Origin of the sequence: Undibacterium paludis (assembly GCF_022568815.1) — a bacterium.
In the GTDB taxonomy this organism is placed as follows: domain Bacteria; phylum Pseudomonadota; class Gammaproteobacteria; order Burkholderiales; family Burkholderiaceae_D; genus Undibacterium.
The window spans coordinates 298264-323151 of the sequence record NZ_JAKZHX010000001.1 but is presented as its reverse complement, the minus strand read 5'-3'; the positions used below and the strand labels follow the sequence as shown (position 1 = coordinate 323151).

Genomic DNA, 24888 nt, shown 5'->3' with positions numbered 1-24888 from the left:
CATACGAAATGCTGCGCCTGTTTCAATAGTCACTTTGCCAGATTATTGTTGACGCAATCTCGCCGCCGCATCCCGCAACATCTTCTCTGTCGTTTCCCAATCCACACAGGCATCAGTGACCGAGCAGCCGTATTTGAGTTGCGATAAATCTGCGGGGATAGGCTGGTTACCGGCAACGATGTTGGATTCGATCATGACGCCGACGATGTCCTTGTTGCCATTGGCAATCTGGTTGACGACATCGGCCATGACCAGCGGTTGCAGTTCCGGTTTCTTGTAGCTGTTGGCGTGCGAGCAGTCGACCACGATATTCGGTGGCAGCTTGGCTTTGACAAGCGCCTGCTGGGCCATGGCGACGGATACGGTATCGTAATTCGGGCGGTCACCACCACCACGCAAGACCACATGACCATACTGATTGCCACTGGTGCGTACGATAGAGACACGGCCCTGACCATTCAGACCGAGGAAAGAATGCGGATGTGATGCCGACAAAATGGCATTGATGGCGATGCTGATGTCACCATCTGTACCGTTCTTGAAACCCACAGGGGTAGACAGGCCGGACGACATTTCGCGGTGGGTCTGTGATTCTGTGGTGCGCGCACCGATTGCAGTCCAGGCGATCAGGTCGCCGAGGTATTGCGGCGAGATCGGGTCGAGCGCTTCCGTTCCGGTCGGCAGGCCAAGTTCGCAGACATCGAGCAGGAACTTGCGGGCTTTTTCCATGCCCTCATCGACGCGGAAAGAATCATCCATATATGGATCATTGATATAACCCTTCCAGCCCGTCGTGGTACGTGGTTTTTCAAAATACACGCGCATGACCAGCAGCATCACGTCCTTGACTTCTTCCTGCAGGGCTTTGAGGCGGCGTGCATAATCCAGACCGGCCACCGGGTCATGGATGGAGCAGGGACCAACCACGACGAACAGGCGCTTGTCCTTGCGTTCCAGTATGTTGCGCAGGCTTTCACGGCTTTGTTCGACGACATCACCGGCCAGGTCGCTCAGAGGCAGGCGGGTGTGCAATTCTTCAGGGGTAGGCATGTTCTCGAAAGAACTGACGTTGATGTTTTCTAATATGGTATGTGTCATGGTTGGTAAAAAAAGCAAAAAGATGACCTACATTATGACCCAAACCAGGATATTTATCGCAATTTGCCTGTCATACACAAAACGCAGTACAAGCTTGCCCTATTTGCTGAAGGCACACCTGCACCATTCTGGAGCAGTATTGTTCGGATGCTGGCAGAATAGAGACTTGCTCACCGAGAATTGTGATGACCATGTTAAGTACCCAACAGTTACAAGAATTTGCGGAACAAGGGTTTTTGGTTTTAAGACAACAAGCCAGCCCTGCTTTTTGCCAGGAAGTGTTGCAGTTTACTGAACAGCAATTGGCCGCCCATGCCCAGCCCATAGAATACGAAGCCGATACCCGCTACCCAGGCGCCCCGGCTTCGCGAGAAGCAGAAGGTGGTCTGACGGCCAGGCGTCTGTTGCAAGCTTATGCCCGCGATGCCAGATTGGCACAGTGGGCCACCGGCAAGGTCCTGGCGGAACCATTATTACAATTGCTGGGGCAGGGGGCTTGCCTGTCCCAGGCGCATCATAATTGCATCATGACCAAGCAGCCGCAGTATTCAACCGCGACTGGCTGGCACAGGGACAGCCGTTACTGGAATTTTCAAAAAGCAGAACTGGTGTCAGCCTGGCTGGCGCTGCGCAACGAGACCCTGGAAAATGGTTGCCTGCTGGTGATACCGGCGTCCCACAAGCTCGATATTGATGCAGGGCAACTGGATCAGGCGCAGTTTCTGCGCAGCGACCTGCCACAGAACCAGGGCTTGCTGGCACAGGCCGTGCCGGTACCGTTGCAACAGGGAGATGTGCTGCTTTTTCATAGCAACCTGTTTCATGCCGCTGGCAAGAACCAGACGGCGGCGACCAAGTTTTCCATGGTATTTACTTATCGCGCGGCAGACAATCCGGCGAGACCTGGTACACGGTCGGCGGCATATCCCGAGATAGCGCTGTAGTAAAAACCAGCTTTGCCTGAACTGGGCTATCATGAATAAATCAATTGTAAGATTTATCGGAGTCTTACGACCAAGCTGTAACAGCTTGTTTTCGTCAGTCCCGCATACGATATAGAATGGAGTAAGACCATGTTCCGAATGAAACAGTTTTTTGTTGCTGCCAGTATTCTGGCTGCTGCCTTGTCAGTGCAATTGAGCCACGCCGCCGGCAAGGAAGAGTTTCCAGCCAAGCCTGCTTTGTCTGGCACCATGTTGAATGGTAAAGCCTATAAACTCAATCCTGCCAAGGGGGATGTGGTGCTGGTGACTTTCTGGGCAACCTGGTGTCCGACTTGCCGCGCAGAAATGCCAACCTTCCGCAAATTTTACGAAGCCAATAAAAAATCCGGCTTTGAAATGGTAACGGTCAGCATAGATGATGCCATGTCTGACATTGACGAATACTCCAGGCTGTCCAACTGGATGACCAAGACCAACCAGAATTTCCCTTCCCTGTGGCGTAATGACCCCAGCTACAAGGACAATTTTGGCAAGGTCTTTGCCACACCAACGGCCTTTTTGATCGGTCGCGACGGCAAGGTCATCGAATCTTTCAAGGGAGCCATCAAACCGGCGCAATGGACGCATATCAAGGCGGTAATTGATGCACCTGCCCCCGCTGCCAAAGGTTAAGTGCCTTAAAAAAACTTACTGGAATAAAATTCGCAGCACGGCTGATGTCAGGCTGCGGTTTTTATTTTTGTCATCAGTCATCGTACTTGCTGTAGCAGTATATTGACGTTATTATTCTTTATCGATTTCATCATTTCGATTTTGCAATTCTCCGACAAGCTGGAGTTTGCTTGTTGCCTGTTTTACCCCCTCAAGATAAAGGCTGTCCCTCATGTGATAGAACAGGGGACGGGATATAGGCGTGCTCAGTGCAGGTAAAGGTGTACGCCAGGTTTACTGTGGATGATACGGATCGTGCCAATGAAGCGAGAAACCAGCCAGTCTTACCAAAGTCGACCGTGGCGCTATCGACGTCCTGACCTGCTTTTCCGCTTGTCGCGATATGGCATCTGGCCTTGTTTACTGACTTGTCTGTTTTGTCTGTTATTTGCCTTCCCGCCTGCCTTCGCAAAAGAAATTGTCATCCTGACCTCCGACCCCATCGATCATCGCGGACAACAAATCCCTATGGAAAAGCTGGACAAGCTTTTCGACTTCATCTCCAGAACAGAAAATATACAGATACAACAACAGCGTAACCCTTGGCCAAGAGCGTTGCGGGCGATGGAAAACGGTGAAGGTATCTTGTATGGCGTCAGCAAAACCAGAGAGCGGGAAAAAAACTTCCATTTTTCATTGCCAGTGCAATCCCGGTACATTTTTCTGGTCACCAGAAGTGACGCCACATTCCCTTTCAACTCCTATGCCGATCTCAAGGGCAAGACCATAGGCATACCAAGGGGCCATAGTTATGGCGATGAATTTGATGCCATGAAAGACAATTTGTTCAAGGTTGAGGCAGACAACCCCTTGCCGATATCCAGGATCTATAAACTCCTGTTCCGCCGCATGGATGCAGCTACCTTTGGCGCCATGCGCAAAGACCCCAGGGTCGTGGAACACAGATTGCAGGCCATCAGAGATGAATATGATGGTGGCCTGCCGTCGATGGACGATGTCAGGCTGGTGGCTTTACCCAAACCCCTGTTGATCGACACCACTCATTTCGCAGTCAGGGCAGACAAGGATGACGGCATTATTGCCAAACTCAATAATGCCATCATCAAGGCCAGAAAGGCAGGCCTGATTGAAGAACTGCATTAAACGAGCCGGATTGATCTGGCAGCTTCCTCACGCTTCAGATATTTTCCAGCGCGATCAGTTCCTGCACTGTCTGGCGGCGGCGGATTTGCCTGATCTGGTCACCGTCAACCAGGACCTCCGGTATCAGCGGGCGTGAGTTATAGTTGGACGACATGCTGGCCCCATAGGCGCCGGCGTCATGGAAGACAAACAGGTCGCCAATTTCACAGGCCGGCAAAGCCTGGGTCGTGACGACGCCACCATCTTCTTGCGTGAATACATCACCTGATTCGCACAGGGGGCCGGCCACCACAGTTGGGCGGGTGGCAGTAGTGCGCAAACTGCCATCTGGCGCATGGCAACTGATGCGGTGATAACTGCCATACATGGAAGGGCGCACCAGGTCATTGAAACCGGCATCAACCAGGGCGAAGAAATTATTGCCTACCTGTTTTTGTGCGCGCAGCTCAGAAATCAGCAGGCCTGATTGCGCCACCAGAAAACGGCCAGGCTCAATCTCCATGCTGATCTTGTGACCAAGCAGGGTCTCGATTTCTTTCCTGGCCTTGTCCCAGATCTCGAAATAATGCGCTGTATCGACCACTGCTTCTTCGCCGCGATAAGGGATGGACAAGCCGCCACCGATAGAGATTGCCTGCAAATCGCGATTGCAGATTTTCACCTGCGCTATCATGGCATCGCAGACGCTTTGCAAATGGCCATAGTCCACGCCTGAGCCTATATGCATGTGCAGCCCCACCAGCGTCAGTCCGTATTGATCAATGATCGCCAGCGCATGCTGCAATTCTTCATGCCAGATGCCATGCTTGCTTTGCTCACCGCCGGTATTGGTCTTGCGGCTATGGCCATGGCCAAAACCAGGATTGATGCGCAGCCAGACAGCGTGGCCAGGGTGGGCCTGGCCCAGTTGTTCCAGCATCTGTGGCGAGCCGCAATTGACCGGGATATTCAATTCCACCACACGCTTCAAGGTGGCGCGATCAAGCAGGTCTGCAGTAAAGACGATAGGGGCGTGACCACCATGCTCAGCCTGGCTGGCATAGCCGGCGGCCAGGGCACGCTCCACCTCACCCAGAGAGACAGAATCGACCATGACGCCTTCTTCGCGCATCAGACGCAAAAGATGGATATTACTTGATGCCTTTTGGGCAAAGCGGATGACATCAAATTGACGCAGGCGGGCAATCTGTGATCTTATAATTGTGGCATCATATGCCCAGCAAGGGGTTTGAAAATCCTGGGCGATGGTGGCAAGCTGGGCAGCGGTAATGCCTGTCGTTGTCGTGTTTGTCATGGCGGTTTTCCAGAGTGGTTCAAAGTTTGGTATAAGCTCTACTTTAACAAGTGCAAGCGCCAGTTTGAATGGGAACTCATAAGGAATCACCGGCACAGCCAAGGATTTGATTGGAAATCAGGACAATATGCTTATGAATTATAGACTCGACCAGTTTGACCAAAAAATCCTGCAACTATTGCAACAGGATGCTCGTATGTCACATGCAGAGATCGGGCGTCAGGTTCACCTCAGCCAGCCAGCCGTGTCAGAGCGCATCAAGCGCCTGGAAGCTGGTCAGGTCATCCGTGCTTACAGAGCCGACATCAATCCCAAGGCCCTGGGTTATCAAATCACAGCCATGATCAGGTTGTCCACCCAGCAGGGGCGACCATATGTCCAGTATGTGGCAAGCTGCCCTGAAATCATAGACTGTTATACTGTCACCGGTGAAGACGGTGCGGTCATGCGCGTGCTGGCCACCGATGTAGAGCATTTGCAGCGTATTATCAATGAACTCAATGCCTTTGGTTCAACTTCCACGGCCATTGTCTTGACTACCCATGTGGCTGGTAAAGCCATCAGCGCCCCCCTGCCGGAATGAAAGGAAGATGATGTCCAGAATACGCCTGTCCTGCCTTGGTTTGCTGGCAATGTTGACATGCCAGGTCAGTCTGCTTGCGCAAGCGGCTGATGATGTTGAAAACCCGATTACACCCTACCGGCCTTCGGTATCTAATTCTGCCCAGCTGCCAGTAACCGGGCAACTGGAACTGGAAATGGGTGTCAACGTCAGCAAGGACGATGGTTCCCGTCGCCAGAGCCTGCCTTATCTGTTCAAACTGGCTTTCTCCAAAGAATGGGGTGTGTTGCTCGGTGGTGAAGCCAGGGTCATCAATGATGAAGCCGGGCAGCGCAACCAGGGTTTTGGTGATACTTCACTGACTATCAAACGCGCTTTTATCGTGGATGACGATACCGCCTTTGGTCTGGAGTTTGGCAATAAATTCCCGACAGCCAAAGAACCTCTGGGCAGCGGCAAGCCCGACTGGACACTGAACAGCATCTATAGTCAGGATTTTGGCAAGCTGCATGCCGACATCAACCTGAACCTGACTCACCAGGGCTTTGCTGAGGATAATACTTCGCACTGGCAAACCGGCCTGTCGGGCTCGTTTTCAGCAGCACTCAATGAGCAATGCGGGGTAACGGCAGAATGGGCGGGCTGGCATCGTGCCGGCACCAGGAACCAGGGCCAGGCGTTGCTGGCATTTACCTATAGTCCGAACAAACGCCTGACCTTTGATGCAGGGTTGATCAAGGGGTTGACTTCAAGTTCGTCGGATCGCTCATGGTTTGCCGGTGTTGTGATACCAGTGGCCAAACTATGGTGACTTTCTATGGTGACGTTTGGGGCGGATCAAGCCTTGGGGAAAACTGCATGACTGTAACGTCGTATAATGTGAACATTCGATTTGTCCCTTGATTCTGGAAACGCTATGTTGGCCCCTTCTTCACCGCGCAAATTTGCCATTTTCTCTGTCATCGCCGCTACTGCCCTGATTGCCCTGGCAGTGACGTTCTTCATGACGTACAAGGCAAAGACGCCCATGCCTGAGGTGAGTTTTACCAATATAAAGGGCGAAAAAATTTCCACACAAAGCCTGCGTGGCAAAGTCGTCATGGTGAATTTTTGGGCAACATCCTGCACGACCTGTGTCGGCGAAATGCCCAAGATGATAGAGACTTATAATAAGTACAACAAACAGGGGCTGGAATTTGTTGCCGTCGCCATGAGCTATGATCCGCCCAATTACGTGCTCAACTACACAGAAACCCGCAAACTGCCTTTCCATGTCGCGCTTGATGTGCAAGGCAAGCTGGCCAAGTCATTTGGCGACGTCAAACTGACGCCGACCACCTATGTCATTGACAGGCAGGGCAACATTCTCAAGCGTTACGTCGGCGAACCCTCATTCACCGAATTGCATCACTTGCTGGAGCAAGCTCTAGTGTCCTGAGTCCAGTCTGTTTTGATACAGTTTCCATTCTGCCCTGGCCGCTATTAGCGCTATTCTCAGGCTGGTTGCTATTATCTGATCACTCACTATGCCGTCCTCGTCCAGGCCAGCACCGACGACAGGTACCTTGATTGAGGCTCCTTCCATGATATGTGCGGACATGACGCTCAGGATTTCCCTTAGCGCAGCATCTGCATGCGTGGCCCTGGGTGAAGTGTTCAAGACAATGACGGGCTTGTTGACAAACACATCGCTGCTGACGGTCCAATCCAGGGCATTTTTCATGACACCGGTAATACCATGCGCATATTCAGGGCTGGCGATCAGCACGACATCTGACGCTCGTATCTGCGTTTTCAATTCAACGACAGATGCGGGTGGTGTTAGATCCAGATCCGGATTGAACAGGGGCAGTGCCGCCATTCCGGCATAAGTGTTGATCCTGATATCGTCAGATGCCAGCTTGCACAAGGCGCGTATCAGCATGGCATTGAGGGACGCAGCACGCAGGCTGCCGCAAATGGCAAGTATGTTCATCGCAATCAAACCGCAGCCTGTATTTTGCAAAGCTGCCATTATGCAACAAATCGGGACTTTATACAGGCGTAGGGGGAATCAGGCTTGATGAGCCAAAAAAGCAACTGATGAACTTCGTCAGGCGGTGTGCAAGCATTCTTTGATTGACCAAAGGCAATAAGGAGATTATTTTAAAAAAAACATATAAGAAGGATGATGGATGTCGGCTTCATTCAGTAACGAAGAAATTGAAGATAAATTTTTCTTGCTGGGTCAGCGAGAGATTCTTGGTATCCTGAACGAACTTGCGCACAGGCGCGAGCCGGTTACCGTCTACTTCAATGAAGGACGCGAATTTATCGTTACCCAGATACTGTCAGCCAGGGAAGATGGCCTCGTTTTTGATATTGGCGGTGATGCACGCGCCAATAAATTGCTGGAAAAAGCCAGTTCATGTGTTTTGCTGGCTTATCCCGACGGCATACGTGTGCAGTTTACCGGTCTCAATCCTCAACGGTTTTTGTGGGGAGGGCAGGATGCCTTCTGGGTATCGATACCCCAGCGCGTGGTACGCATGCAGCGCCGTGAATTTTTCCGTAACCAGTTACCCATTGTTGATCCGCTCAAGGCCAGGCTGTATGACGAGCACGGAGAGACCCTGGCGTATTTACCCATCCATGATATTTGCGTGGGTGGCTTCAGCGTACAGGTCTCTGGTCCTCCGCAACTGAAAGTGCAGGATCGTATTGCTATTGCCCATATTGTCCTGGGTATACGCAATGTAGTGCGCTGTGCCGGAGTGATACGCCATGTAACACAGATAGAAAAAAACAAGCAGGGCCGTTATCGCATAGGGATCAGTTTTGTTAAATTGCCGCATGAAATGGATGTGGCAATCCAGCGCCACATCAACCAGCTTGAGTATGAGCGGCGCAAACTGTTGCCAAAATAATGACCGTCAGCCTGAATACGGCACCTGGCAATGCTGCTTGTTCAAGTTGTCGTCTTGCTGCTTGTAAATACTCTGAGTGCAGCCATCAGGCTGATGCACAGCAACGCGGCGAGCAGGCTGATAGCCAATTGCGTGGATGCTATGCTGGCAAAGTAAAACAGCCTGGACAATCCAGGTAAAAACAGTGCCAGAGACAACACTGCCATGGCGCCGGTCACCACCCACCACAGCACGGGATTGGGCAGGCGCAAACTATGGAGGATATTGGCAGACAAACTGCGGTTAATAAAGATTAAACCTATATTGCCAGTCACCATGGCCGTGAATGCCATGGTCCTGGCCTGATTCACTTCCATTTGTTGTAATGCGAGGTGGTAAATCATCAAGATGGTCAGTAATAATGCCGAGCCTTGCAGCAAACCCTTGAACAAGGTTTTGCGATTAAAAATCGTCGCTCGGGTGGCCCGGGGTGGTCTCTGCATGACATCTCTTTCTTCCACTTCGGCCTCAAATACCAGCGAACAGGTGGGATCGATAATGAGTTGTAGAAACAAGATATGCACAGGCATCAACATGACGGGCCAGCCCAGCACGACGGGGATAACTGACATGCCAATCACGGGGATATGAACGGCAACGATAAAGCAAATGGTTTTCCTGAGGTTGTCAAATATCCGTCGACCTGATTTGACGGCTGCCACGATAGAGGAGAACTCATCGTCCAGCAACACCAGGGCTGCAGATTCACGCGCCACATCCGTGCCCCGCTTGCCCATCGCTATTCCTATATTTGCAGCTTTCAGCGCCGGTGCATCGTTCACACCGTCGCCGGTCATCGCAACGACTTCTCCGGCAGCTTTGTAGGCATTGACCAGGCGCAGTTTTTGTTCCGGTGCGACCCGGCAAAATATGGCGACGTCAGCAATGCGTTGCTGCAATTGCGCTTCATCCATCTCATTGAGTTCTGCACCGGTGATAACGCCGCCGGTTACTGGCAAGCCACACTGCGCCGCTATATTTTTTGCGGTTGCAGAATAGTCACCGGTAATCATCACCACCCGTATCCCAGCCGTCTGGCATTCATGGATGGCCGCCGGCACACCGGCGCGTACCGGGTCTGCCATGGCAATCAGGCCGACAAGTTCAAAATCAAAATCATGCTGGATGTCGGGTAGTTCATCTTCCGTCGTGTTCTCGATGGCAATAGGCACATGGGAAGCCTTGAATTTTGCTTTGGCGACACCGAGTACACGCAGTCCTTTTTCAGCCATCAGGTTGACTTGTTCCAGCAATGTCTTTGCGTCATTGGGCAGCAAATGACAAAGATCGGCAACTGCCTCGGGCGCGCCTTTGGTGGCAATGACATACTGTTCCCTGTCCTCTGAAGCCCAGACTCTGGACATGGCCAGCAATTCCTTTGACAGGGGATATTCTTCAACCAGCCCCCAGCCGGCGTGCAAATGCTCAGTCTTGCTGAGCATGTTTATTCCTGCTCCTTGAATGGCTACCTCCATGGGATCAAAAGGCTCACGGTGACTGGCTAAAATGGCATACTCGAGGACTTCATGAAATTCTTCAGGCAAATCAGCTCTTGGCTGCTGGCAGTCAATGACTTTATTTCCTGCGAACAATTGCACGACCTCCATTTTATTTTGCGTCAGCGTGCCGGTTTTGTCCGTACAGAGTACCGTCGTTGCTCCAAGCGTTTCGATGGCAGGCACTCTTCGCGTCAATACCTGCTGTCTGGCCATGCGCCATGCGCCTATACCCAGGAACAGGGTTAAAACGACAGGCAATTCTTCTGGTATCAAGGCCATTGCAAAAGTAAGACCGATCAGCACCCCGTCCAGCCAAAGCTGGCGGCTGAACCCATACCAGGTCGCCAATAGCACAGCCACGCCCAGGCTGGAGAGGGCGACATATTTGACTACCTTGCGGGTTTCCACTTGTACACGCGTGGGCTCGGTATCGACCGATGACAAGGCTGTACCTATCCTGCCGATAGCAGTCTGGCTGCCCGTTGCCATAACCTGGGCCAGCCCTTTACCTTGCACCACCAGACTGCCAGAAAAGACAAAAGGTGTATCTTCGCCACCAGCTTGTCCCATCGCTGCTGGCAAATTGTCCTGAGCAGCTTTGTTGACAGGAACGGATTCACCAGTCAGCAGGGATTCATCGACTGTCATATTCAGGCAAGACAACAACACAGCATCTGCAGCTACCCTGTCGCCTTCTGCCAGTACCATCACATCGCCAGGAACCACTTCCCGGCCTGCAATACGTATTTGTTGACCATCCCTGATGACCAGCGCACGCGGGCTCGATAAATCACGCAAGGCCTCAAGCGCACGCTCAGTCTTGTGTTCCTGATAAAAAGTGATAGTGATGATGACAAACACAAAAGCCAGCAGCACCAGCGCTTCATGTATGTCGCCCAGCACCAGATAAATGCTGCCGCAGGCGATCAGCAGCAAGAGCATAGGTTCGCTTAATACCGTCCAGGCAATTGCCCAGATATTGCGGGGCCTGGCTGAGGGCAGCTCATTGGGACCAACAGCCTGTAGCCGCTCTTTTGAGACGGCAGAACTCAGTCCGGTCGTTGTTGCGAGTTCAGGTGTAGCCATGTGAGCACTGCCCAGTGATAGTTCGTGACTATAGCTTTACAGAGATAAGCAGGCTGGTATATTGATCAATCTCAAAGCTGCTGCATTGAAGCATACAATAGCAGTTATCTCAATTCCCGCAGTGTGACCAATAGCTTGTTCAGTAAATACGTTTAAATCAAAATCATCATTCACGAAAGTCAGGATAAGCTGAAAATTGTGCTTGTAGAACTGTTTCAGGGATTTTATAACATTGATTTTACCGGTTTCCAAAAATGTCTTTAGTGCTGCGTACTCTTTTTCAAAGCGAACTCCTGTCCATACGGCACGGTATGGCAAAGCCCGCGCCTGATGATACAGATGAGCTTGAGTGCGAGACTGCCGACCTGGTATTGTTGCCCATTGCCGGCGTGCTGGCCAAGCATGATGGTCCGAAACAGCATGTCATTGCGAATGCCAATCATGCGATTTTTCTGGGGGAGGGCAAACCTTACCGCATCACCTTCCCTGGCGATATAGGGGACGAGGCCCTGGTGCTGGATTTTTCAAAGGAGGCACTTACGCAAATGCTGATCGATGCCGCAGGAGTACAGCAATTGTATGCTCCCGCATTGAGGCCGCATAGCCTGCTACCCCCAGCCAGCGTGCTGAGCCGCGAACTTTTATGGCGACATCTGCATGAACCAGTCATCGATACTCTGGCGGTACAGGAAATCAGTGTCACAGTGCTGACTGCCTCTGTACAGGCGGCCTGTTTTGAGCGCCGGCAACTGGACCGTGTCAGGCACACCGAGACACAGCGTCGCAGACGCCAGCAAGTTGAGGCCGTCAAAGAACTGATCTCGCTGTATCCCCAGCAGGAATGGGCACTTGATGAACTGGCCCGTCAGGTACATACATCGCCGTTTCACCTGGCACGGGTATTCAGAGAAGAAGTCGGTTTGCCTGTCCATCGTTACCTGATACGTACCCGACTGGCGAAAGCCCTGCGCGCCATGCAGGCAACACGCCATGACCTGACGCAGATAGCCCATGCATGCGGCTTTGTCAGCCACAGCCATTTCACCTCCAGCTTCCGTTCCGTTTTCGGCATGACTCCCAGCCAGTCGCGGCTGCGCAGCATGATTTAAGCAGGATATTGCCCTGCTCATAGAAGCAGCGGGCAACGTATGTCTGAAGCGCTGTATCAGCCTGCTTAGCGATGGCAGTCTATTGCTGACTTCGGATGCCCGCAGCAGCACGTATTACCTCAGCGGCCCCATGTGCACAGTTTTGCGCTGTTCAAATCTACACCTGTGACCGACATGCTGGCCTTGCATGAGGCCAGGTTACATGCCCACCTGGCCCGAGAACCAGGTGTTGAAGTCAGGCCTGTCAGCAGGCTGGCCGACATAGAAGAATTTGAAAATCGGTTGCGTACCCATGCCCGCGAATTCCGTCTCGCCAATGGCATCACCGATCCCGAAATCCGTGGCATGAATATACAGTTCAATGATGTATTCGCACATGAATTAAAACGGGAAGTGGCAGAAAGACTTGCTGCACTGCAGGCAGGATAGTCAGGCAAGAGTATCCGGATTGATTGTCTAGAAAAAAAGTTCTAGACAAAAGTTTCTAGAACATTTATTCTGCATCCATTCTTGAAACTGGATGCAGAATATGTCTTCCTCTATTGCAAAATCATCTATCCCCAAGCCCACGGCATCCGAGCTGAACTTGCTCAAGGTTTTGTGGCAGCACGGCCCCATGAGCGCCAAGCAACTGCATGAAACCATACAGGAAGAGCGCCCCGATCTGGCCTATGCCACAGTCTTGCGCCATCTGCAGATCATGCACGGCAAAGGTATCCTGATGCGCGATGAAAGCCAGCGTTCACACGTGTATGCACCTTCGCAGGAGCAGGACTCCCTGCAAACCAATTTGCTCAAGGACTTGATACAGAAAGTCTTTGCCGGTTCCGGCAAAGCCCTGGTCCTGGCTGCCTTGCGTGGTCATGTCAGCGCCGCAGAGCGCGAAGAGATAGAACAAATCCTGCAGGAAGAGAAAAAATCATGATGCCAACATACGGTATTGCCGGCAACATCAGCGGATTATTAGGCTGGCCCCTGCTCAACTTCATCTGGCAGGGTGCCTTGATTGCCAGCGTCAGCGCTATCCTGTTTGCGGTATGCCGCAATGCCCGCCCGCAATTACGTTACCTGATCGCCTGCATAGCCATGCTGTTATGCCTGTTATGGCCGGCACTGGGCATTATCCAGCAATGGCAGACACCACAATCCATCAGCCTCGAAACCGCTTTGCAGATGGCGACCAATACTGCCATCCAGCCAGACCTGGTCTGGATCAGGGAAAGCGCCTTTGCCGCAAGGATAGAGGCTTATCTACCCCTGATCGTCAGTGCCTGGGGCCTGGGTTTCATCATGATGATGGCGCGCCTTGGCCTGGGTTTGCTGTGGGTGCACAGACTGGGCAAACATGATGTCAAGGGCGAACTGGCGGGCATGTCATCTACATGGCAAGCGCGCGCCAATCAACTGGCACACAAATTTGGTATCAGCCGCGAGATAGAACTGCAATTCCAGCAGCAATTATTAAGCCCCATCACTTATGGTTGCTTCAAGCCGGTAATACTGATGCCAGCCTCGCTGTTGAGCGGCATGTCATATGACATGATAGAAGCACTATTGGCTCACGAGCTGGGGCATATCAAACGCTGGGACTATGCCGTCAATCTTTTGCAGAACCTGGTCCTTTCCCTGCTGTTTTATCATCCAGCGGTCTGGTGGTTGTCCAAGCGCATTGATGCTGAAAGAGAACTGATTGCCGATGACCTTGCCATCACCATGGTCGGTCAGACACGTCCTTTGGCCCGTGCCTTGCAAATCCTCGATAAACTCCATGCCTCGGCCCTGCCTGACGCTGTGCTGGCAGCCAGCGGTGGTGACCTGTTGTCACGGATTAAACGCCTGATACGCCCGGACGCCCAGCCCTGGCGCTGGAAGATGGCTAGCCCCGTACTGGGCATAGGCATGGCCCTGTTGCTCTTGCTGCAAACCCAGGTCATGGCGACCGGGAATAACGCAGCATCAGCACAAACAACCACGTCAGCACCAGCCAAAGGCATAACCGGCAACAATGCTGCACCACGCATGACAGCCTATGTCCGTACCCAGTCCGAACATGTGCTGGTCATGGATGAACAAAGCGGCCAGATACTGATGGCCAAGGATGCCGACAGCAGCGTGCCCATCGCTTCCATATCCAAGCTGATGACAGCCATGCTCACTGTTGATGCAGGTCTTGATATGAGCGAAAAAATCACCATCAGTAAAGAAGACGCATCAGTCTGGAATACCCGCCAGATCATGCTCAAACCAGGTAGTGTGCTGACGCGGCAGGATTTGCTTGAACTGGCGCTGATCCCTTCCAGCAATATAGCCGCCAAAGCACTGGCCAGGACTTATCCAGGTGGCGAAGCTGCTTTTGTCGCCGCCATGCAAAAGAAGATCAGCAGCCTCAAACTGCAACAGACGCAACTGGTAGAACCGACAGGTATTTCAACCAGGAACCGCTCCAGCGCAAAGGATGTTGCCGCCCTGGTCAAGGCCGCAACTGCCTACCCGGAGTTGAGCCGCCTGAGCAGCCGTAGCGAAGGTGCAGTCTTGCTCGACGGTGCCTTGCAGCAATACCAGAGCAGCAATACTCTGACGGCCAACAAGGACTGGAACATCAGCCTGTCCAAAACCGGTTATTCAAAAGCGGCAGGCCGTTGCCTGGCCATGCGTGCCACCATAGGCGGCAAGCCCGTCATCATGGTCTTGCTCAACGCCAGAAACCTTGATGCGCGCAATGACGATGTCATCAACATACGAGCGGCCATGCTACCGGCCGTTGCCAGCTAGCCAGATACATTAAAAGCTAGCCCCTCATCCCGCAGACCTGAAGTGTTGTGCCCCAACAGGCGCAAGGACACTTCACGTCTATACCAAACGAAAGAAAGCCATTACATGCCATTTTCACTTGAATTTTTCAGTAACAAACTGCCACGTCTGAAAGTGCTGGCCCTAGCCGCCGTCAGCCTGTTTGCCGGTAAAGCTGCCATTGCACAAAACACCCCCCAGCAAGTTGAAATCACTGGCAAAACAGTCGCAACGCGTGAACGCCAGGACGACGTAGGCATGCGTGCCATCTATGGCCGTGATGAGATAGAAAAATACGGCGACACCAATCTCAGTGAAGTGCTGAAGCGCCTGCCTGGCATCAGCGTCAGCGAAGGCAAGGGCAAAGGGGCAGAAATACGCATGCGTGGCCTGGGCAATGGCTATACCCAGATACTGCTCAACGGCCAGGCTACGCCGGTTGGCTTTGCCATCGACAGTATTGCCCCCGACCTGATAGAAAAAATCGAAGTCATGCGCGTCGCCAGCGCCGATACTGGCGCACAGGGCATAGCCGGTACTATCAATATCATCCTCAAGAAAAAAAGTGCCAACCAGGCCAGCGAATTCAAGACCAATGTCAGCGTGCAAGCAGGCAGGTTGTCAGGCAATGCCACGTGGAGCATCGCCGACCAGGCGCCGGCCCAATGGGGTGATATCTCTTACGTGCTGGCTGGTAATGCAGAGAGCAATACCACTGACGTCAACATCAAGCTCAATGAAGACTATGTCGCCTACCAGCCAGCAAGCGGGCAGTGGCAGACACTGACCAGCAGACAATTACAGCAGACCCAGCAAAACCGCAAAGACGCCATCAGCCTGTCGCCACGCATCAACTGGAAAATCGATACGCAAAACAGCCTGAGCTGGCAAGGTAACATCAACGCCAGCAGACTGGAGCAGGCCAAGAACGAGCAAGAAAACAGCTACCTTGGCAGCACGACAGATTTTCCCATCAATCACAGCATCTGGAGTGCCCACATACTGACATCGCGCAATGACCTGGGCTGGGAGCGTCGCCTTGATGACAGTGCCAAACTCAGCGTTACCTTGGGCTGGAACCGCCTGGAGCGCGATGCGCGGTTCAAATTCTGGGGTAAAGACGCCCAGGCCAATTTGAATGAAATGCGCTACGTTGATGGTGCTGCGCTGGAAAATGAATACCGCCTGCTTGGCAAATACCTGGCGCCCTATTCAGCCAACCATGTCATCAGCCTGGGTTGGGAAGCCAGCCATGCCTTGCGTCATGAAAACCGCATCGAGCGCGATGTACAGATAAATACCGGCGACGTTGCCAATGACGTTAACACCTACCAGGCCAGCCTCAATAAATTCGCTGCCTACATCCAGGATGAATGGAGCATCAATAAAGACTGGTCTGCCTACCTGGGTTTGCGCTGGGAGCGCATAGCCAGTGGCAGCAGGGAGCTGGGCGTGGTAGATGGATTTGATTTTTACAATGTCGCCACCATGGCCAGCCCCATACTGCAAACGGTCTGGAAGCAAAGCGAACAGACTCAATGGCGCTTTGCCCTCAATCGCAGCTTCAAATTGCCCAGCGTCGCCAACCTGGTGCCGCGCCGCTTTCGCATCGATAACAACAATACGCCACTCAATGCAGATTTCCAGGGTAATCCGCAACTGCGGCCAGAACGCGCCTGGGGCCTGGAATTCGCCTACGAACATTACCTCAGTGCCGCCAGCCTGGTCAGCGCCAACCTGTACTGGCGACAGATTGATGACGTCATCATGGAGCAGTTGAGCCAGAACAACAGTAGCTGGCTCAATGTGTTGAGCAATAATGGCAGCGCCAAAGTCATCGGCCTGGAAATCGAAGCCAAAGCCAAACTCAAAGAATTGTCCAGCAATATGCCTGATATGGAATTGCGCGCCACCATCAACCGCAACTGGTCAAAGCTGACCAATGTACCTGGCCCTGACAACCACCTGTCACAGCAAGTCCCCTTGCTGGTCAGCGTTGGGGCGGATTATCAGTTGCAGCCCACCTTGCGCCTGGGTGGTGATTACAACTTCCAGGCTGGTAATACAGCACGTGAATCAATTTATTTGAGTGGCCACAGCAGTCCAAGACGCCACCTCGATATCTACCTCGCCTGGAAGCAAAACCAGAAGAGCCAGCTACGGTTTTCAGTCAGCAATGTGCTGCAGCAAGACAAGCTTGATAGCGACATCTACGCGACCCATACAACGCGCTGGACAGACAAAAGCATTCAGCAATCAGCACGCACCTGGCGACTGGTGTGGGAAGTAAAACTGTAAGCCCGGCCAACAAGTATCAACAAAGATAAATAAAGATAAACAAAAATTTTTTATGCGGTAGTCACATCAAATCTTCAAAAGGGAAATCAAATGAAAACACCACACCTGGCTTTCTTAAGAGCAGGCTTCTTCGCCATCGCGAGCTTGGCTGGCCTTGACGCCAGCAGTGCAGACATGGACGGACTCAAGAGCACCGTCGATGCAGAAATACTTCCCGTCAAGCAGACCTACGCCATCCCCGGTATGGCTGTAGCGGTCGTTGTCGATGGCAAACACTACATATTCAATTACGGAGTGGCATCAAAAACAGACAACAAGCCGGTCAGCAATACGACCATGTTTGAAGTAGGTTCAATCAGCAAGACCTTTACGGCGACCCTGGCATCACTGGCCCAGGTGCGCGGCAAACTTTCGTTCAATGACAAGGTCAGTGATCATCTTGATGCGCTCAAAGGCAGCAAGTTTGGCGACACCTCATTGCTCAGTCTGGGCACCCACACCACAGGCGGCTTGCCGCAGCAGGTGCCAGACACTGTCAAGACAAATCCGCAATTGATGGCTTATTTAAAAAGCTGGCAGCCCGAACATGAACAGGCCAGCTACCGCACATACAGCAACATCAGCATAGGCTTGCTGGGCGTCATCACCGCCCAAAGCATGCAGACAGATTTCACGACCCTGATGCAACAGCAAATATTTCCCTTGCTTGGCATGACGAACAGCTACCTCATCGTGCCAAAAGAGAAGATGGCAGACTATGCCCAGGGTTACACAAAAACAGATGCTCCCGTACGCATGAGCAAGGATGTACTGGCGATGGAAGCCTACGGTGTCAAAACCACAGCCAGCGATCTTGCACAGTTTTTAAAGGCAAACATGGACGACATGCAATTACAGCCAGACATGGCGCAAGCCATCGTCAATACCCACACGGGCTATTTCCAGGCCGGCCCCATGACCCAAAGCCTGATCTGGGAATCCTATCCCCATCCGGCAAAACTTGAAGCCCTGCTGGACGGTTCATCGAGCCGCATGGCGTTCGAAGCCACACCCGTCAAAGAAATTACCCCACCAATACCACCACGAACAGACGTATTGATACACAAGACCGGCTCAACCAACGGCTTCGGCGCCTACGTCGTTTTTGTGCCGCAAAAGAAAATCGGTGTCGTGATACTGGCCAACAAGTACTACCCCGGTGAAGCACGAATCCGCGCTGCTTACCAGATACTGACAAAGCTGGGCATGTGATCAGATGAATGCGTTGCGTGGTGACAGGTCATGGATCATCACGCAGCGAAAAACACTACCCAGCACATACACACATATAAGTTGAAAAGGGCATACCTGCCAGGCTGGTCCACAGCCTGTAGACCCTAACGGCGCGTAAGCATTTTTACGAAGCTATTTGATTTCGCTCGACAAGACACACGCCTGCTTCAACTTGACTTGCATGGTTTTGGCGTTCTCACACAACTCATCGATCCGTGCCCGGTACATCTTTTCAAGGCAAGCCTTATCCTTGCACTTGTTACGCTCACTCAACCATAAACCCGCATCAATACTGGTATTTTCAGCCTGTACATCCGACAGCTTGCTGTTGAGGATGTTTTTATAATTCTTGCCCAAAGCGTCGTCGAGCTGACTCAAGACAGGTGTCTTGCAGATTTCTTTCTCTACGAAAGTGCGCGCTTTATTGCAATCAAATGAGGCGGCGTTGGCAGTGGCTGACAATACAAAAAGCAAAATGAAGGGGTAAAATTTCATGGAGAATTGATTGAAAAAAAATTGACGACGACAACATGAAGCAGCATACACCCTTGACTGATCATTTGCTGTATCCCTCGAAATCAAGCATGCTTCGGGGGTAGGTAATCGTATAAATTGACAGGGTAGGGAAAAGATTCCCTGCGCTTGCCAAATACCAAAAAATGTTTGCACGAAAGATAGCAATTGGATGAAAGAACGGATAAAAAATGGGCACAGTCAGCAATGATGCTGCGGCGCTATGATTCCGATCAGAGCGCATACCAAAAAGACTACAACACTGTCTGAGTACTATGTATTTGAAAGACTTATTCCTAAATCTACTGCGAAGGTAACGGTCCATTTTTCATTTAAATCTGAAGCAAACGGATTGCATTTATTTTTTTCATAGAATGCTGCTGTTTTGTAGAGCTTGGACCCAGGGGTAAGCAAAACTTCTTCAACAAATTTCAAAGAAATCTCTTTAGTTTTCTTATTAATTTCTTTTTCATATGCACTATGAATTTCTGCTTTTATTATGCCTAGAAATTTCTTTGATGGATAACCTTGTGTTCCAGTGAATACTACGACTATGCCTCCTGGTATAGATTTCTTTTGCTGAGCATCAGTAAGTTTTTTTGCGATGTCAAAAGACGATGACGCGAATGTATCGTTATCATGGTCAATAATTTGATCGATTAGCTTGGGTAGGTCATTTTTTTCTTGACTTACAATTTCCATTTCAACTGCTTTGGACCCTTCACCAAGTGCATCAGTAACACGAGTTTTAAAAGCATCCATAGCATTTACGTCAAAGTTTGTAAATTCATGACTTTGTGTAGGAGCTACTTTATTTCCATCCTGATCCCGTCTATATATCTGATGGATAATAATGCGGTCAATGGAAAGATTGAGTAATTGCATGTATGTTCCAATATTGTTTCACAGCAGCGAAATAAAGACGTTCTACGTGTTCTTGGTGCCATTAGCGATTGTTTGAAAATTTCTTAGACACTATTAGCGGTTAGGCTTTGTTTCAGCCGAAATGAATGATTGCATATTTTTAATTATATTAATAATAACTATTCAAGATTAATGAAGGTGATCAACATTGGAAATTTATAAAAATTTAACTAAATTTATTGTAATTTAGCTTCTTTTTTATTCAATCGAAATGATTAAGGCATAAAAATTTTTGTAAATTTAATACCATATGTTATGTACCTTGCTGGCAAGTTATCCTGGCTTCTAAAGTGACAAGATACGTGAATGTTGGAAAGAGGATGCCTTCGAATCAAAAAGCAAAAGGCCGCTATATGCGGCCTTTTGCTTTTTCTGTTTTTCCTTGCTTACCGGAAAGTGAAGGTGTTCACCCCAACTTCTTCACCACCACACACCCTATCGAATACCCGGCCCCAAATGAGCAGATCACGCCAATGGCGCCTGTTGGCAGGTCGTCCTGGTATTTGTGGAAGGCGATGATGGAGCCTGCGGATGAGGTGTTGGCGTAGGTGTCGAGGATGGTGGGGGATTCTTCTGCTGTGGCGTCGCGGCCGAGTATGGTGCGGGCGATCAACAGGTTCATGTTGAGGTTGGCCTGGTGCAGCCAGAAGCGTTTGACGTCGGCGATGGCGACGCCGGATGCTTCTGTCGTGGCGGTGATGGTGGCGGCGGCCATGGGGCAGACTTCCTTGAAGACTTTGCGGCCCTGCTGGCGGAACAGTTTGTCTGGTTTGCCTATGCCGCTTTCATCGGCGCGGTTCAAAAAGCCGAAGTTGTTGCGGATGTTGTTGGAGAACTGGGTCTTCAGCTTCATGCCGACAATTTCAAACTGGTGCTTCGATGTGGCGAGGTCAGCGCGTTCTATGATGATGGCGGTGCAGGCGTCGCCAAAGATGAAGTGGCTGTCGCGGTCGCGCCAGTTGAGGTGGCCGCTGGTGATTTCCGGGTTGACGACCAGCACGGCGCGGGCCTGGCCGCTTTGTATTGCGGTGACGGCAGCCTGTATGCCGAAGGTGGCAGATGAGCAGGCGACGTTGATGTCATAGCCGTAGCCGTCTATGCCCAGGGCGTTTTGTATTTCCACTGCCATGGCAGGGTAGCCGCGCTGCATGTTGCTGGCTGCACAGATGACGGCATCGATGTCGGCGGCGCTGCGGCCTGCGCGTTCCAGCGCCTGCTTTGCTGCTGCCACGGCCATGTCGCACATGATGGATGGTTCGTCGTCACTGCGTTCAGGGATGTTTGGCACCATGCGGTTGATGTCAAGAACACCTTCTTTGTTCATGACAAAGCGGGATTTGATGCCTGAGGCTTTTTCGATGAAGCCTACGCTGGACTCTTCCAGTGCGACCAGTTCACCGGCGGCGATGGCGGCGGCGTTCTGGTCATTATATTTTTGCACATAAGCGTTGAAGCTGGCGATCAGTTCTTCGTTGGAAATCGACTGGGTGGGAGTGTACAGGCCGGTGCCGCTGATGACTACTTTGTTCATCTCTTGCTTTCTCGTTATGTGGTTCTGGATGGCGCGCAACAGCTGCAAAAAAACAGTCAATACGCGACTACGTCGCTCAATTTTACACAAGAATAATGACTATATAACGGGAATGGTGCAGAAATAGAGTGCTTGTTCCAGATTGGTGCATGATTTTTTTGATGATATTAGGTATCTACCATCGCAGGGTGCCAGATTGTGGCAGGCACTTCGCTTTTCACTGTTACAGTCCACTAGCATCAAACTGATTTTCAAATGAGTTCTAGACTCAGCAGCCTGGAGAATCTGGAGGGGAAAAGTAGAAGTTGCCTGCATTGCCCACTAGTTGACCATTTTTTGCCAATGATGAAAGGTACATGCTTGTATTCCAAAAATAGGCCGTTGGATTAATAAGTAGATCAACTTTGCCATCCCCATCAATATCACCTATCCACATCAGGAAAGACCTGGGATTGATACGCTCTGTAATGCCCATATGAAATACAAACTCACCCAGGGATTGACGGGTACCATCAATTTGAAGCTCTATGATCAGTTGCTTTTGCGCTTCACTTTCGTCAGGCTTTTTGGGAAGCGTGACAAGTCGCTGCAATAAATGCGCTTGTTTTCCTTGACCAATTTCTATGGTCGTGTCTGAAAAATCCTTGTTTGACTTTGGACCTTTTTCCATGCCCTGATGCCACCAGGTAGTTACAGGCCCGGGTGAAAAATGTAGGTTATCTGCCAAGCTGCCGATGGGTTTAAGCATGGCCAGAAGAAAGGGATCGGAAGGCTCGCGAGTACGTTCGATGTGATAACGCTTTTCATCATCTATTTGAAATGGCATTGGAGACCATTTCATTAACTGACTAGGTATAGGCGGACCATCATAATCCGGATGTTTACTTTGTTTGACACTCATTGTTGCCGGACTGAGCTGACAGATATCTTTGCAGGCAAGAACCCACCATCCGTCACCAGACTTAAAGTGTTTACCGGGGATGTTCCAGCCTGTAAATGCACTGATATTGCCAGTGCCGCCATAATTTGTGCTCGGTAGTTGCCCAGGGAATAGCACTAATTTCCCTGAGCTGGGATCACTGGGGGCACCGGCATATGTCATAGACATGCAAACCATTGTTAGGCTTGCTAAAAATATTTGTTTGAAAATTCTCAGTGTCATGGCCTGGTTCTGCGTTACTGGGTTCTATCCTTGTGAGGTTACCGCAAATTTTCGATTACTTAGACAATCCTCTCTTAAGATGCATCAAATGATCTTCAATGAAGGTATTGATGAAGTAATAACCATGGTCATAGCCTTCATGGTAGCGCAGTGTCAGCGGCTGTTGAACACTGGCGCAGGCTGTCTTGAAGGCTTCGGGATGGAGCTGTTCAACCAGGAATTTGTCGGCCAGTCCCTGATCGATCAAGATGCCATTGGGGAAAGGTGGCTGGCTCTGGTTTTGCATCAGCGTTGTTGCGTCATACTCAGCCCAGTTGTTTTGGTCTGTGCCCAGGTAGCCGGTGAAGGCTTTCTGGCCCCATGGGCACTGGCTGGGTGCGGCAATCGGGGCGAAGGCGGAGACGCTGCTGAACAGCTCTGGATGACGCAAGGCCAGCACCAACGCACCATGACCACCCATGGAGTGCCCCATGATGCCGACGCGGGACTTGTCCATGGGCAGGTTGGCCAGCAACATGGGCAGCAGTTCTGCGACGATGTAGCTGTGCATGCGGTAGTGCTTGCTCCAGGGTGCTTGCGTAGCATCCAGGTAAAAACCGGCAGCCACACCAAAATCCCAGTTATCGCTGTCGCCGGGTATATTCGCATTGCGTGGGCTGGTATCTGGTGCGATGAGGATGATGCCTTCGCGTGCAGCAATAGCTTGCGCACCCGCCTTGATCATGAAGGTTTCTTCAGTGCAGGTCAGGCCAGCCAGGTAAACAATGGCTGGGCATGTTTCTCCAGCCAGCGCCTGTGGTGGCAGGTAGACTGAAAACCGCATGGGCAGGCCGATCTCGGCAGATTCATGCTGATAAAAGCGCTGCACGCCGCCATGGCAGGCGTGCTGGCTCAGCAGGGTAATGTCCTGAGGCAAAATGCAAGAAGAAGACATCAGTACAGCACCACAGAGCGTATTGATTCGCCGCTCTTCATCAGATCAAAACCTTCGTTGATGCGTTCAAGTGGCAGTCGATGGGTGATGAGGTCATCGATGTTGATCTTGCCTTCCATATACCAGTCAACAATCTTGGGCACGTCGGTACGGCCACGGGCGCCGCCAAAGGCTGAGCCTTTCCATTCGCGGCCAGTGACCAGCTGGAAGGGGCGGGTGGAGATTTCTGCGCCGGCTTCTGCAACGCCGATGATGATGGATTTGCCCCAGCCCTTGTGGCAGCATTCCAGTGCCTGGCGCATGACCTTGGTATTGCCTATGCATTCAAACGAATAATCTGCACCGCCGTCAGTCAGCTGGATGATGTGGTCGACGACGTTTTCTACCTGCGTCGGGTTGATGAAATGGGTCATGCCAAATTGGCGCGCCATGCTTTCGCGGGCAGGGTTGAGGTCGACACCGATGATTTTGTCAGCTCCGACCATTTTGGCGGCCTGTATGACGTTGAGACCTATGCCACCCAGACCAAACACGACGACATTGGCGCCGGCTTCTACCTTGGCGGTGAAAACGACGGCGCCGACGCCGGTGGTGACGCCGCAACCGATGTAGCAGATCTTGTCGAAGGGCGCATCTTCACGTACTTTCGCGACAGCAATCTCGGGCACCACAATGTAATTGGAAAAAGTCGATGTGCCCATGTAATGGAACAGCGGCTTACCATCCAGCGAGAAGCGTGATGTCGCATCCGGCATCAAGCCGCGCCCCTGCGTGGAGCGTATCGCCTGGCACAGGTTGGTCTTGCGCGACAGGCAGAATTTGCACTGGCGGCATTCTGGCGTGTACAGCGGTATCACATGATCACCCTTGCGCAGGCTGTTGACGCCAGGGCCGGTATCGACGATGACGCCCGCACCTTCATGGCCGAGAATGGCCGGGAACAGGCCTTCAGGGTCAGCGCCGGAGAGGGTGTAATAATCGGTATGACAGATGCCGGTCGCCTTGACTTCGATCAGCACTTCACCGGCTTGCGGGCCTTGCAGGTCAACTTCTTCTATCGTCAGTGGTGCGCCGGCTTTCCAGGCGATTGCGGCTTTGGTTTTCATGGATGT

The 24888-nt window shown here is 51.6% G+C and carries 24 protein-coding genes; 13 read left to right on the top strand and 11 right to left on the bottom strand.

Annotation, left to right across the window (positions count from 1 at the left end; translation table 11 throughout):
* Positions 1-42 precede the first annotated feature (42 nt).
* Positions 43-1098, bottom strand: coding sequence for a 3-deoxy-7-phosphoheptulonate synthase (locus LZ463_RS01500; RefSeq protein WP_241454262.1), 1056 nt, complete (start codon positions 1096-1098; stop codon positions 43-45).
* 191 nt (positions 1099-1289) lie between these two features.
* Between LZ463_RS01500 and LZ463_RS01495 the strand changes: the two genes are divergently transcribed.
* The 3 genes from LZ463_RS01495 to LZ463_RS01485 all read left to right on the top strand — a co-directional run bounded on the left by LZ463_RS01495 (position 1290) and on the right by LZ463_RS01485 (position 3857).
* Positions 1290-2042, top strand: a complete 753-nt coding sequence (locus LZ463_RS01495; protein WP_347176234.1) for a phytanoyl-CoA dioxygenase family protein — start codon at positions 1290-1292, stop codon at positions 2040-2042.
* Between the two features lie 129 nt (positions 2043-2171).
* Positions 2172-2714, top strand: a complete 543-nt coding sequence (locus tag LZ463_RS01490) for a peroxiredoxin family protein (RefSeq protein ID WP_241453139.1) — start codon at positions 2172-2174, stop codon at positions 2712-2714.
* A gap of 300 nt (positions 2715-3014) precedes the next feature.
* The gene (locus LZ463_RS01485; RefSeq protein WP_241453137.1) at positions 3015-3857 is read left to right on the top strand and encodes a substrate-binding periplasmic protein; all 843 of its coding nucleotides are present in this window, start codon (positions 3015-3017) and stop codon (positions 3855-3857) included.
* A gap of 34 nt (positions 3858-3891) precedes the next feature.
* Here the strand turns inward: LZ463_RS01485 and lysA are convergent, their stop codons facing one another.
* Positions 3892-5151: a diaminopimelate decarboxylase gene (lysA, locus tag LZ463_RS01480; protein ID WP_241453135.1), complete on the bottom strand. Its 1260-nt coding sequence runs from the start codon at positions 5149-5151 to the stop codon at positions 3892-3894.
* 133 nt (positions 5152-5284) lie between these two features.
* On the opposite strand from lysA, the gene LZ463_RS01475 reads away from it, so the two are divergent.
* The 3 genes from LZ463_RS01475 (at position 5285) to LZ463_RS01465 (ending at position 7151) form a co-directional block, all read left to right on the top strand.
* Positions 5285-5734: an Lrp/AsnC family transcriptional regulator gene (locus LZ463_RS01475; protein WP_241453133.1), complete on the top strand. Its 450-nt coding sequence runs from the start codon at positions 5285-5287 to the stop codon at positions 5732-5734.
* 7 nt (positions 5735-5741) lie between these two features.
* Entirely contained in the window at positions 5742-6524 is a 783-nt protein-coding gene (locus tag LZ463_RS01470) for a transporter (protein WP_241453130.1), read from the top strand.
* A 105-nt stretch (positions 6525-6629) separates the two neighbouring features.
* Complete coding sequence (locus LZ463_RS01465; RefSeq protein WP_241453129.1) at positions 6630-7151, top strand: TlpA family protein disulfide reductase; 522 nt, start codon at positions 6630-6632, stop codon at positions 7149-7151.
* On the opposite strand, the gene LZ463_RS01460 is transcribed toward LZ463_RS01465, so the two are convergent.
* A complete protein-coding gene (locus LZ463_RS01460; protein ID WP_241453128.1) occupies positions 7140-7688 on the bottom strand; it encodes an NADPH-dependent FMN reductase in 549 nt (182 codons plus the stop codon). The genes LZ463_RS01465 and LZ463_RS01460 overlap by 12 nt on opposite strands.
* Positions 7689-7887: 199 nt before the next feature.
* Between LZ463_RS01460 and LZ463_RS01455 the strand changes: the two genes are divergently transcribed.
* Positions 7888-8619, top strand: a complete 732-nt coding sequence (locus LZ463_RS01455) for a flagellar brake protein (protein ID WP_241453126.1) — start codon at positions 7888-7890, stop codon at positions 8617-8619.
* A 41-nt stretch (positions 8620-8660) separates the two neighbouring features.
* On the opposite strand, the gene LZ463_RS01450 is transcribed toward LZ463_RS01455, so the two are convergent.
* Positions 8661-11243 carry a cation-translocating P-type ATPase gene (locus tag LZ463_RS01450; protein ID WP_241453124.1) on the bottom strand — a complete coding sequence of 861 codons (2583 nt, stop codon included), beginning with the start codon at positions 11241-11243 and terminating at the stop codon, positions 8661-8663.
* Positions 11244-11279: 36 nt separating this feature from the next.
* Positions 11280-11561, bottom strand: coding sequence for a hypothetical protein (locus tag LZ463_RS01445; RefSeq protein WP_241453122.1), 282 nt, complete (start codon positions 11559-11561; stop codon positions 11280-11282).
* Between LZ463_RS01445 and LZ463_RS01440 the strand changes: the two genes are divergently transcribed.
* From LZ463_RS01440 to ampC, 6 genes are all read left to right on the top strand, one after another.
* On the top strand, positions 11555-12352 hold the full coding sequence (locus LZ463_RS01440) for a helix-turn-helix transcriptional regulator (RefSeq protein WP_241453121.1): 798 nt from the start codon (positions 11555-11557) through the stop codon (positions 12350-12352). The genes LZ463_RS01445 and LZ463_RS01440 overlap by 7 nt on opposite strands.
* Before the next feature lie 132 nt (positions 12353-12484).
* Complete coding sequence (locus LZ463_RS01435; protein WP_241453118.1) at positions 12485-12781, top strand: hypothetical protein; 297 nt, start codon at positions 12485-12487, stop codon at positions 12779-12781.
* A 100-nt stretch (positions 12782-12881) separates the two neighbouring features.
* Positions 12882-13277: a BlaI/MecI/CopY family transcriptional regulator gene (locus tag LZ463_RS01430; RefSeq protein ID WP_241453115.1), complete on the top strand. Its 396-nt coding sequence runs from the start codon at positions 12882-12884 to the stop codon at positions 13275-13277.
* Positions 13274-15124, top strand: a complete 1851-nt coding sequence (locus LZ463_RS01425; RefSeq protein ID WP_241453113.1) for a M56 family metallopeptidase — start codon at positions 13274-13276, stop codon at positions 15122-15124. The genes LZ463_RS01430 and LZ463_RS01425 overlap by 4 nt, the downstream gene beginning before the upstream one ends.
* Positions 15125-15229: 105 nt before the next feature.
* Positions 15230-17440, top strand: a complete 2211-nt coding sequence (locus LZ463_RS01420; RefSeq protein WP_241453112.1) for a TonB-dependent receptor plug domain-containing protein — start codon at positions 15230-15232, stop codon at positions 17438-17440.
* A 90-nt stretch (positions 17441-17530) separates the two neighbouring features.
* On the top strand, positions 17531-18691 hold the full coding sequence (gene ampC / locus LZ463_RS01415; RefSeq protein ID WP_241453110.1) for a class C beta-lactamase: 1161 nt from the start codon (positions 17531-17533) through the stop codon (positions 18689-18691).
* A 153-nt stretch (positions 18692-18844) separates the two neighbouring features.
* Here the strand turns inward: ampC and LZ463_RS01410 are convergent, their stop codons facing one another.
* The 6 genes from LZ463_RS01410 to LZ463_RS01385 all read right to left on the bottom strand — a co-directional run bounded on the left by LZ463_RS01410 (position 18845) and on the right by LZ463_RS01385 (position 24882).
* Positions 18845-19207 carry a lysozyme inhibitor LprI family protein gene (locus tag LZ463_RS01410; RefSeq protein ID WP_241453104.1) on the bottom strand — a complete coding sequence of 121 codons (363 nt, stop codon included), beginning with the start codon at positions 19205-19207 and terminating at the stop codon, positions 18845-18847.
* 291 nt (positions 19208-19498) lie between these two features.
* Complete coding sequence (locus LZ463_RS01405; RefSeq protein WP_241453103.1) at positions 19499-20110, bottom strand: nucleoid-associated protein; 612 nt, start codon at positions 20108-20110, stop codon at positions 19499-19501.
* A gap of 445 nt (positions 20111-20555) precedes the next feature.
* Complete coding sequence (locus LZ463_RS01400) at positions 20556-21680, bottom strand: beta-ketoacyl-ACP synthase III (RefSeq protein WP_241453102.1); 1125 nt, start codon at positions 21678-21680, stop codon at positions 20556-20558.
* 268 nt (positions 21681-21948) lie between these two features.
* Positions 21949-22842: a hypothetical protein gene (locus LZ463_RS01395; RefSeq protein WP_241453101.1), complete on the bottom strand. Its 894-nt coding sequence runs from the start codon at positions 22840-22842 to the stop codon at positions 21949-21951.
* 55 nt (positions 22843-22897) lie between these two features.
* Positions 22898-23776, bottom strand: coding sequence for an S-formylglutathione hydrolase (gene fghA / locus LZ463_RS01390; RefSeq protein WP_241453099.1), 879 nt, complete (start codon positions 23774-23776; stop codon positions 22898-22900).
* Positions 23776-24882, bottom strand: a complete 1107-nt coding sequence (locus tag LZ463_RS01385; RefSeq protein ID WP_241453090.1) for an S-(hydroxymethyl)glutathione dehydrogenase/class III alcohol dehydrogenase — start codon at positions 24880-24882, stop codon at positions 23776-23778. Before LZ463_RS01385 ends, fghA begins: the two co-directional genes overlap by 1 nt.
* Positions 24883-24888: the final 6 nt, after the last annotated feature.

Coding starts and splice junctions, on each gene's coding strand:
- LZ463_RS01500 (WP_241454262.1), bottom strand. CDS start 1,098: ATGACACATACCATATTAGAAAACATCAACGTCAGTTCTTTCGAGAAC.
- LZ463_RS01495 (WP_347176234.1), top strand. CDS start 1,290: ATGTTAAGTACCCAACAGTTACAAGAATTTGCGGAACAAGGGTTTTTG.
- LZ463_RS01490 (WP_241453139.1), top strand. CDS start 2,172: ATGTTCCGAATGAAACAGTTTTTTGTTGCTGCCAGTATTCTGGCTGCT.
- LZ463_RS01485 (WP_241453137.1), top strand. CDS start 3,015: ATGAAGCGAGAAACCAGCCAGTCTTACCAAAGTCGACCGTGGCGCTAT.
- lysA (WP_241453135.1), bottom strand. CDS start 5,151: ATGACAAACACGACAACGACAGGCATTACCGCTGCCCAGCTTGCCACC.
- LZ463_RS01475 (WP_241453133.1), top strand. CDS start 5,285: ATGAATTATAGACTCGACCAGTTTGACCAAAAAATCCTGCAACTATTG.
- LZ463_RS01470 (WP_241453130.1), top strand. CDS start 5,742: ATGATGTCCAGAATACGCCTGTCCTGCCTTGGTTTGCTGGCAATGTTG.
- LZ463_RS01465 (WP_241453129.1), top strand. CDS start 6,630: ATGTTGGCCCCTTCTTCACCGCGCAAATTTGCCATTTTCTCTGTCATC.
- LZ463_RS01460 (WP_241453128.1), bottom strand. CDS start 7,688: ATGAACATACTTGCCATTTGCGGCAGCCTGCGTGCTGCGTCCCTCAAT.
- LZ463_RS01455 (WP_241453126.1), top strand. CDS start 7,888: ATGTCGGCTTCATTCAGTAACGAAGAAATTGAAGATAAATTTTTCTTG.
- LZ463_RS01450 (WP_241453124.1), bottom strand. CDS start 11,243: ATGGCTACACCTGAACTCGCAACAACGACCGGACTGAGTTCTGCCGTC.
- LZ463_RS01440 (WP_241453121.1), top strand. CDS start 11,555: ATGGCAAAGCCCGCGCCTGATGATACAGATGAGCTTGAGTGCGAGACT.
- LZ463_RS01430 (WP_241453115.1), top strand. CDS start 12,882: ATGTCTTCCTCTATTGCAAAATCATCTATCCCCAAGCCCACGGCATCC.
- LZ463_RS01425 (WP_241453113.1), top strand. CDS start 13,274: ATGATGCCAACATACGGTATTGCCGGCAACATCAGCGGATTATTAGGC.
- LZ463_RS01420 (WP_241453112.1), top strand. CDS start 15,230: ATGCCATTTTCACTTGAATTTTTCAGTAACAAACTGCCACGTCTGAAA.
- ampC (WP_241453110.1), top strand. CDS start 17,531: ATGAAAACACCACACCTGGCTTTCTTAAGAGCAGGCTTCTTCGCCATC.
- LZ463_RS01410 (WP_241453104.1), bottom strand. CDS start 19,207: ATGAAATTTTACCCCTTCATTTTGCTTTTTGTATTGTCAGCCACTGCC.
- LZ463_RS01405 (WP_241453103.1), bottom strand. CDS start 20,110: ATGCAATTACTCAATCTTTCCATTGACCGCATTATTATCCATCAGATA.
- LZ463_RS01400 (WP_241453102.1), bottom strand. CDS start 21,680: ATGAACAAAGTAGTCATCAGCGGCACCGGCCTGTACACTCCCACCCAG.
- LZ463_RS01395 (WP_241453101.1), bottom strand. CDS start 22,842: ATGACACTGAGAATTTTCAAACAAATATTTTTAGCAAGCCTAACAATG.
- fghA (WP_241453099.1), bottom strand. CDS start 23,776: ATGTCTTCTTCTTGCATTTTGCCTCAGGACATTACCCTGCTGAGCCAG.
- LZ463_RS01385 (WP_241453090.1), bottom strand. CDS start 24,882: ATGAAAACCAAAGCCGCAATCGCCTGGAAAGCCGGCGCACCACTGACG.